Source organism: Bradyrhizobium sp. WSM4872, assembly GCF_055811715.1.
Window position 1 is genome coordinate 70775 of the sequence record NZ_JBVVPT010000033.1, and the last position, 9041, is coordinate 79815.

The 9041-nt window shown below is 61.0% G+C and carries 8 protein-coding genes; 6 read left to right on the forward strand and 2 right to left on the reverse strand.

Going from position 1 to position 9041, the window contains the following annotated elements; translation table 11 throughout:
- Positions 1 to 11 precede the first annotated feature (11 nt).
- Entirely contained in the window at positions 12 to 1127 is a 1116-nt protein-coding gene (cax, locus tag AC0L3C_RS30940) for a calcium/proton exchanger (RefSeq protein WP_473409836.1), read from the forward strand.
- A gap of 177 nt (positions 1128 to 1304) precedes the next feature.
- Here the strand turns inward: cax and AC0L3C_RS30945 are convergent, their stop codons facing one another.
- Positions 1305 to 1478: a DUF1328 domain-containing protein gene (locus AC0L3C_RS30945; RefSeq protein ID WP_473409837.1), complete on the reverse strand. Its 174-nt coding sequence runs from the start codon at positions 1476 to 1478 to the stop codon at positions 1305 to 1307.
- Positions 1479 to 1696: 218 nt separating this feature from the next.
- A complete protein-coding gene (locus AC0L3C_RS30950; protein ID WP_473409838.1) occupies positions 1697 to 2074 on the reverse strand; it encodes a response regulator in 378 nt (125 codons plus the stop codon).
- A gap of 262 nt (positions 2075 to 2336) precedes the next feature.
- Here AC0L3C_RS30950 and AC0L3C_RS30955 point away from each other — a divergent pair, with 262 nt between their 5' ends.
- From AC0L3C_RS30955 to AC0L3C_RS30975, 5 genes are all read left to right on the forward strand, one after another.
- Entirely contained in the window at positions 2337 to 2720 is a 384-nt protein-coding gene (locus AC0L3C_RS30955; RefSeq protein WP_473409839.1) for a BA14K family protein, read from the forward strand.
- Between the two features lie 76 nt (positions 2721 to 2796).
- The gene (locus AC0L3C_RS30960) at positions 2797 to 3549 is read left to right on the forward strand and encodes a PRC-barrel domain-containing protein (RefSeq protein ID WP_473409840.1); all 753 of its coding nucleotides are present in this window, start codon (positions 2797 to 2799) and stop codon (positions 3547 to 3549) included.
- A gap of 84 nt (positions 3550 to 3633) precedes the next feature.
- Positions 3634 to 5016, forward strand: a complete 1383-nt coding sequence (locus AC0L3C_RS30965; protein WP_473409841.1) for a DUF2254 domain-containing protein — start codon at positions 3634 to 3636, stop codon at positions 5014 to 5016.
- Between the two features lie 316 nt (positions 5017 to 5332).
- The gene (locus tag AC0L3C_RS30970; protein ID WP_473409842.1) at positions 5333 to 7735 is read left to right on the forward strand and encodes a membrane-bound PQQ-dependent dehydrogenase, glucose/quinate/shikimate family; all 2403 of its coding nucleotides are present in this window, start codon (positions 5333 to 5335) and stop codon (positions 7733 to 7735) included.
- A gap of 596 nt (positions 7736 to 8331) precedes the next feature.
- Positions 8332 to 9027 (forward strand): VIT1/CCC1 transporter family protein, encoded by a 696-nt coding sequence (locus tag AC0L3C_RS30975; RefSeq protein ID WP_473280240.1) that lies wholly within the window; start codon positions 8332 to 8334, stop codon positions 9025 to 9027.
- The last annotated feature ends 14 nt before the right edge of the window (positions 9028 to 9041 follow it).

The following is a 9041-nucleotide window of genomic DNA, read 5'->3' on the forward strand; positions in this document are numbered from 1 at the left end:
CAGTCGCCAGCTTGCCGAAGTCCAACGTCTCCAGAGCAACGACTATCTTTGGGCAGTACGGTACCATCGCGCGCGTTGGGCCGCTGGTGTTCGTTCTGCTCACCCCGATGGGCGAGTATGTTTTTCACCTTTCTCCGATCTGGATCTTCGGATCCGGTGTTCTCGCAATAGCTGTTCTCGCTGAATGGATTCGCGTAGCCACCGACCAGCTCTCCCGCCATAGCGGGCCTGCTCTAGGCGGTCTCCTGACCGTCAGTCTTGGAAGCTTGGCCGAGCTCATTCTTGCGCTATTTGTTCTCGCGCGCGGCCATGTCGAGGTGGTCCATGCCCAGATCACCGGGTCCATAGCGGCGACCTGCTTGCTGGGGTTGGGTCTGGCCATCGTCGCCGGCGGGTTCAATCGCGAGCGCCAAAGCTTCACCCAAGCGCGCGCTGGGTTGTTGTCGAGCATGCTCGTTCTGTCGGTGATCGCTCTCATTCTGCCGGCAGTGTTCGACTACACGGGTCGCAGCATCCGTCATGTCAATAACGTGAATGCCTCCGATGAGCTACTTAGCCTGGCTGTGTCCGTGGTGCTGCTAATTCTCTACTCCGGAAATCTTGTCTTCACCCTCGTCACCCACCGGAATGTCTTCGCGACCAATGAGGAAGCTTCGGCTAAATCGGCGTGGTCGGCAACCACATGCTTGATCGTGTTACTGGCGTGCACCGGCGCGGCGGCCCTGCAGAGCGAATTTGTGTCCGGCGCTCTGACGGAAGCGGCCAAATCAACGGGTGTGACACCACTCTTTCTTGGCGTCGTCGTGCTTGCTCTTGTGGGCACCAGCTCGGACATTTTTGCGGCTGTTTGGTTCGCTCGGCGCGACAGGATGGGACTCGTGATGACGCTCTGCATTGGATCCGCCATTCAGATTGCGCTGGTTGTTGCTCCGCTTCTGGTCATTTTCTCGTGGGTGATCGGGAACCCAATGACCCTTGTCTTCCAGAATCCCGTCGACCTCTTTTCAATCGCCGGCACTGCGTTCATCGTGAATGCCATCACGAGAGACGCTGAGACCACGTGGTTCGAGGGCGTACTGCTCATTGGTGTTTACGTCGTGCTGGCCCTTGCATACTTTTTTTCTTGAAGTGCAAAGCCGAGCCGAGCTCAACAGCGGCAACCGTCGGAGTTCCAAAGCAGTTGCGTGTTGACAGCTCGGAGGCGCCGCCGGCGGTCGCCCCGGCGCCTCTCCAAGATCTAAGTGGGACCGCTTCGGAGCAGACCCTCGCGATTGCTGGACTTGCCGAGCGCCCGTCGATCAGCGCTAAAGAATCACCTCCCCCGGAAAGAAGGCGAGGAGCACGAACACCAGAAAAATCGCAACAGCCGCAAAAAACAGCCACTTGGCGATGGTGGATGCACCAGCGGCGATTCCGCTGAACCCGAGCAATCCGGCTACGATCGATATCACAAAGAAGATCAACGCCCACTTCAGCATGCCAAGCTCCTACGGCCCTCTTTACAGTCGAGGTATGCGCAAGTCCGGGTTCGGAAGCACACCCACTTCGGGGGTGCTCCCTGGGTTGCCTAGCGACAATCGTTCTGGGCATTCGGCGTTCCGATCAGAACGTTTTATGCCCGGCAGAAGGTCGGCGCGCCTGCGTACGCGCTACGTCAGACGCCAAACCACACCGCTACGGGCCCCTGTCGCGGCAATTACGGACCAACGCCATACCAGTCCCGCGGCGAGCCGTGCACAAGCGCATGGCGACACAAGCGATCAACCACATCACGAATTGGAATCGGCTTTTCAACCACGTACCGCGCAAATCGGCTGGGTATGGCTTCGCGGCTGGATCCCGTGTAGATCAGGAAGGGGATGCTTCTGTTCAAGAGGGGATCTGCGAATTCGAACGAGGCCCGCCCGTGCAGGTCGACGTCAAGAAGCGCCGCATCGATAGCTGCATTAGCCGCTGCATGGAAAGCAGGGCTTAGCTCTGCAAACGAGCCAATTGGTTGATGACCGCTGCGCCGGATCTCGACCGCGAGATCGTCGGCGAGGAAGTATTCGTCTTCGACTATGGCTATTCGCATTGGGGCTCCAATGACCTTGCGGCAAGCCCTGCGAGTCTTCGCCTATCGTATGGATGACGCCGCGGTGATCAACCCGGAGCCGGATTGCAGACCGCATAGGTTGGTCCGCTGCAGCACGGGGCCAGTGGTGCTTCGACCGGAGCCTTGCTGCTGCAGGAAGCAGGTGCTCGCGGCGGGGGTACACATACGTACCAACTGTCTCTGCAACGGCACCGCCGCTCGCGCATTTTCTTCGGGTAATGAAAACCGCGGAGATGAATTAATGAAAGCAAACAGATGGTACGTTGCCGTCGCCGTATTGGCGCTCGCGATTCCGGTTGGAACTACTGCGCAAGCTGCACCTATGTTGGCTGCGAGCGGGATGGCCGAAAACCACGCAAGCCTGGTGGAAGTTCAATGGAGGCATGGCCGTTACCACGGTTGGCATCGTCATCACTGGCGCGACGGCTACCGGCACCGCTATAGCCGCGGCTGGGGTCCAGCGTTGGGCGGCTTCGTGGCAGGTGCGGCGATTGGAAGCGCCGTCGCCAACAGCCGGGCCCAAGCTGCCGAGAACAACGCCTACTGCTCTCAGCGATACAAGTCGTACGACCCGAGCTCCGGGACTTACATGGGCTACGACGGCATCCGGCATCCATGTCCCTGACCTAGACCGCGTTCTACCGGCGCCAACCGTTAGGAACGCCTACAACTTTTGAAACTCGAGCAAAGGAAATCTAAACATGAAAGCGACCTCATTCTTCGCGGCGGCAGCTCTTGTTGGCGCATCATCGCTTGCGATGGCGCAAAGCGCTCCGCAAACTACCGGTCCCGTGGAGCATAGCGCCGTGCAGAACTCGAGCCGCAATCAGTCAGCCGACCAACGCACTGAAAACAGCATGGCAAACAAGGGGGGCAACAAGGCGGACGCGGTCCAGTCCGACCCTGGTCAAGCGAGCACTCGGCAACAGATGGTCAACGACCTGCAACAGGCAGGCTTCACCGACGTCAAGGTACGGCCGCAGTCGTTCCTGGTGGAGGCCAGGGATCGATCAGGAAATCCGGTGACAATGTTCGTTGGTCCAAATACGTTCGCCGAGGTGAAGACGGTCGGCGCTAACGCGCAGAAGTCTTCTTCGAATTCGAACTCGTCCAGCAGCAGCGCTAACGCAACTTCGGATCGCCCGGGCGGAGCCTTCACGTCGGTGCCGCCGAAGGACGGCCTGAGCTCGCAGTTGATGGGTCTGCAGGTGTACAACAACGCCAAACAGGACATTGGCACGATCAAGGACGTCGCGCTGAACGAGAACGGCATCGACGGCTATATCCTCTCGGTGGGAGGGTTCCTGGGCCTTGGCGACCACTACGTTGCAGTGCGGCCTTCGGCAATCAATCTGAAGTTCGATCATGCGGCCAACAAATGGACCGCGACCATGGACACGACGGCCGACCAGTTGAAGTCGGCGCCTGAATTCAAGTACCCCAGCAACGGGTAATCTTCTGAGGTGGAGCGGTTGGGCGGAACCGCTCCACCTCCCGGCTGTTGGTTCCAGGTTCGATGTGGTTATGCGGCTCAAAATATGCTCGCCCGCGCTGAAAAACTGCTGGCTGACCTTGGCGAGACATTCTGGCTGGCGCCTATGGTCATGGTGCTTTGCAGCCTGATCGGCGCCTTCACCCTCGTTCATATTGACCAGAGCAACACGGTCTACCTCTCAGATCTACAGAGTTGGATGTACGACGGCGGCGCGACCGGCGCTCGCACCCTGCTCGGCACCGTAGCCGGCGCGACGATCGGTGTCGCGGGAACCGTGTTCTCGATCACCATTGCCGCGTTGTCTCTCGCTGCAGGTCAGATGGGGCCGCGACTGCTCCGCAATTTCACTCGCGATCGCGGCAATCAACTCACGCTCGGGATGCTGCTCGGCACCTTCTGTTACGCTCTCGTCGTGCTGAGAAGCATCCGGACAGAACCCGAGGGGGGCATCGTCCCTCATCTATCATTAAGCGTTGGAATTCTGCTCGCATTGGCTTGCGTGGCGACGCTCGTCTACTTCGTCGGTCACGTCGCCGGCCGGATCAACGTTGAAACTGTCGTCGAACTCGTCAGTGAAGACCTCCGCAGCGCTATGCGCCAGCTAACGGTCCAGGATCCGCAGCCGAAGCCTCCGCCGGGCGAGTACTGGATCGGCTCCCTGCCTCTGAAGGACTCGCGGCGCGGTTATCTGCAGCATCTGGACGAAGAGGGCCTGGCCACCTGGGCGGCCAAGCATAGAGCCACCATTCGGCTGTTGATCGGCCCCGGCGACTATGTTTTTCCGGGGGCGACCGTCGCTCTGGTAAATCCTCCCGTCGACGGTGCCGAAGCGGCTATCCGGAATGCGACGGCGCTGGGCGCAACAAGCAGCATCGCTTCCGATCTGCGCTTTGCCGTTCGCCAACTCGTAGAAGTCGCGGTGCGGGCACTTTCGCCCGGCATCAACGATCCACACACCGCGCTCTCGGTCCTGGATCGACTGGGTGCGGCGCTCTGCGATCTCGTACCCCTGCATCTGCCATCAGGAGTGTCGATCAGAGGAAGTCAGCCGGTGCTGGTGGTGCCGCATGTGCAATACGATCAACTGCTCGGGACGATGTTCCATATGATCCGGCAAAGCGCAGGCGCCCAGCCTGCAATATCGATCCGAATGATTGAGGTGATGACACAAGTCGCAAGCTCCGAGCGCGACCCCACCCGGCTCTCGGCGCTCTCCCACCACGCCGACCTCGTACTTGCAGACGCTCGTCGCCTGATTGCCGCTCGCAGCGACAGGGAGGATGTCGAACGTCGATATCAGCTGTTTACTCTGATGGTCCGGGCAGGTCCGATGGGGCAATTTACCGAACAGGTCTTCCCTCTAGCGGGCGACGATGATCCGCCAAACGCTATCGCTGAGACAGTCGCCTTCCGATCTCAGCGTTGAGTTCGGCGCCGCCAGGACGGAATAGGCAGCGACTCAGAGCCATATCGTCAACACGGCAACTGCGCCGAGCGATCCGCAGGTCTTTATGATAGGCAGCGAACACATACGTTGAGAATGCGTATGACCCCGAAACCAAGATAGCGGAGCAGAAACGAATTGCCCATCTCTTCGGGCTGCTGAGGGGCGCTTGAGCTCAACGCCTCCCCGCGCCAACGGCGCTCCGTGGTCCGGAAGCGTACCCGCAAATGCGGGAACCAAAGCGCCGGACGCGCTCTTGGATCTGGAGCAAAGCATCAATCTATGACGAGTAACTGGCATGGCTCAGACGTATCGCGCGGCAGATTGGGCGGCATTCACCCTCGGAGGATTCATGGTTCTGATCGGCCTCGTGCTCGGGGCCGGCGGTGCATGGCTGCTTTGGTTGGGAGGCTCCTTCTATTATCTCCCCAGCGGAATCGTCCTGATCATCTCGGGTCTGCTGTTGGCCCGCCGGCGCGTTGAAGGCGCATGGCTTTACCTTGTTCTCTTCCTGCTCACCCTCGCCTGGGCGTTCTGGGAAGTTGGCGCTAACGGTTGGGCCTTGGTGCCGCGGACCGTCGGACCGGCCATTTTGCTGATCGCCGTCCTGGCGCTCACGCCACGGCTTCGGCCCATTCGCCACCAGTATGAAGCTGCGGCGACAATCGCTGCGGGGCTTGTACTGCTGGTAGCCACAACTGTGTTGATGTCCGGGGCTTTTCGGCCGGCAAGCGCCGCTCCTCGCGTCATGCCATCTCCGACCGTCGCGATGGCCGACCCTTCCTCTCTCAAGGCAGGCGCAGATTGGCCTGCGTATGGCGGCAGCTACAGCGCGCGCCGCTATTCGCCGCTCGACGAGATCAACTCGACGAACGTCGCCAAGCTCACGAAGGTCTGGACCTTTCACACGGGCGACTTGCCTACCAAGAATACAAAGGGCACATACGGCGCAGAGAACACGCCGCTGAAGGTGGGGGATAACCTCTACGTCTGCACGCCCAAGAACATCGTTATCGCCGTCGACGCCAAGACCGGCAAGCAGATCTGGCGATTTGACCCGCGCGTTCCGGACGAGTTCATTCCGTATACCGCAGCTTGCAGAGGCCTTGCATATTACGAACTCTCCAATGCCGATCAGGGCGCGGCCTGTGCCAGCCGCATCATCGAAGGTACGCTTGACGCACGCCTGATCGCAATCGATGCGAAGACCGGCAAGCGCTGCGAGGCATTCGGACATGACGGACAGGTCGACACTGCGACGGGAGTTGGTCGGCACGATCCCGGCATGTTTGCGATCACGTCGGCGCCGACGATTGTGCGCGGCGTCGTTGTTATCGGGCATGAAGTGCTCGATGGGCAAAAGCGGGACGCGCCCTCGGGTGTGATCCAGGGATACGACGCACAAACCGGCGCATTGCGCTGGGCCTGGGACATGGCCAAGCCGGATGCAAGCGCGCCGCCGGCGGTTGGACAAACCTACACCAGGGGCACGCCCAACATGTGGACGACCGCCTCCGGCGACGAGGAGCTGGGACTCGTCTATCTGCCGCTTGGGGTTTCGGCCGTGGACTACTGGAGCAGCAGCCGCTCGGACCGCGAGAAAGAGTTCGCGACATCGCTGGTCGCGCTAGATGTTACGACCGGCAAGCCCGCCTGGCATTTCCAGACCGTGCACAATGACGTCTGGGACTACGATCTCGGCTCTCAAGCGACGCTGGTCGACTTCCCGACGGACAAAGGCGAGCCGGTGCCGGCGCTGGTGCTGCCGAGCAAGCGCGGTGACATTTTCGTGCTCGACCGCCGCACGGGCAAGCCGCTCGTCGGCGTCGAAGAGCGGCCGGTGCCGCAAGGCGGCGTGGAGCCTGCGCAGCGCGCCAAAACCCAGCCATTCTCGCTTTACCACACCCTGCGAAAGGCCGATCTCACCGAGCAGGACATGTGGGGCATGTCGCCCATCGACCAAATGGTCTGCCGTATCCAGTTTCGTCAGGCGAGCTACGAGGGCATCTTCACGCCCCCCATGGCCAGCCCGCACTGGATTGAATATCCAGGCTATAATGGCGGCTCCGATTGGGGCGGCATCGCCATCGATCCCGTACGCGACATCATCGTTGCCAATTACAACGACATGCCGAACTATAATCGGCTGGTGCCGCGCGACGAGGCCAATCGTCTCGGTTGGGCGCCGCGGGACCAGGCGCGCGGCGAAATCGGCGGGCAGGAAGGCGCGGGCGATCCACAGCTCGGTTCCCCCTATGCGATCAACGTCAATGCCGGCTGGCGGCTGCCCGGCACCGGATTGTTGTGCAAGCAGCCGCCCTATGGCGGAATTCGCGCCATCGATCTGAAGACCGGCAAGACGCTCTGGGATCGTCCGTTGGGTGAAGCCCGGACGAACGGCCCGTTCGGGATCCCGTCGATGCTGCCGATCAGAATCGGGACGCCAAATAATGGCGGTGCCGTCGTGACCGCCGGCGGCCTGATCTTCATCGCAGCGACGACCGACAATCTGATCCGTGCTATCGATATCAAGACCGGAAAAACCATCTGGAAGGACGTGCTTCCTGCCGGCGGCCAGGCCACGCCGATCACCTATGAGGCCGGCGGCCGCCAGTATCTCGTCATCATGGCCGGCGGTCATCATTTCATGGAGACGCCGATCGGCGATTCCTTGGTGGCTTACGCTTTGCCGGCAAAATAGATGTCATCGAGACGCCGACCGGTGCGCCTTCAAGTCGCTGATCCGAGAAGGTCTCATCAACTCGCCAGCATCGCAATAAAAACAGCGTCTGGCGATCTGGCCATTCGGATATTCCCGTCGCCCTTTCCTGAGCGGCTATTTGGAGGCGGGCTTGATGCGAACTCCCTGACCGGATTTCTCGCCCGGAAAAATGAATTCTATGCCTGCTTTCTCCCAGATCTGATGGCCTTCAGGGCATTCCTTCGGCGCAGATCTTTGGAGGAGAGGTCGTCCTCGGCCTCCAATTTCGAGATCGTCCGCTGGCTGAGCCCTACCAAATTGGCTGCTCCTGCCTGATCGAGACCGAGCAGTCCCCTGCTGCACGGATCAGCGCCGACGTCAGCATCTCCTCCTGGTCCAACTCCGCCACCGAATCGCTCCTCAGGGTGCGATTAAGGTTAACACGGCTGGATGGCGCATTTTCTCGGCGTGCTGATCGCGAGCTTCGAGCATCGCGAAAACCTGGTCGTCTCCATGATCTCCGGTCGCAAGAGGGCTGCCGACTAGGCAGCCTTCTTCGGACTCGACCATCAACTTCGTCAAGCAGGAGCATCACCGTGCCCTCCACGTCCCATGTCGAAAAGCACTTCACCGCCACCGAAAGCGTCCGCGACGTGGTGATCGGCATGGCCGACGGTCTGACGGTCCCGTTCGCGCTGGCCGCCGGTCTGTCGGCGGCGGTCGCCAGCATGGACGTCATCGTCACCGCCGGCCTCGCCGAAGTCGTCGCCGGCGCCATCGCGATGGGGCTCGGCGGCTATCTCGCGGCGCGCACGGACGCGGAGCACTATGCGGCCGAGGAACAGCGCGAGCAGCACGAAGTCGAGCACCTGCGCGAACGGGAGATCGAGGAAGTCGAGAGCGTTTTCCGCGAGTACGGACTTCAAGGAGATACGCTGAAGTCCGTGGTCGGCGCGATCGCGTCCGACAGGCAGCGTTGGGTCGATTTCATGATGCGCTTCGAACTGGGCCTAGAGCGTCCCGATCCGAAGCGGGCGCCGATCAGCGCCGTCACCATCGGCGGGTCCTACGTGGTCGGCGGTCTGATTCCGCTGATGCCCTATATGTTCACGAAAGACATCGGAACGGCCCTGCAGATCTCGGTTGCCGCGACAGGCATGGCCCTGCTGTGCTTCGGAGCCGTCAAGGGGCACTTCACCGGCGTCAACAAGCTAAAATCCGCGGCGCAGACGCTGCTGGTCGGCGGCTTGGCCGCAGGAGCGGCGTACTGGCTCGCGCACCTCTTCGGCTAGGCGTCGCATCAGCG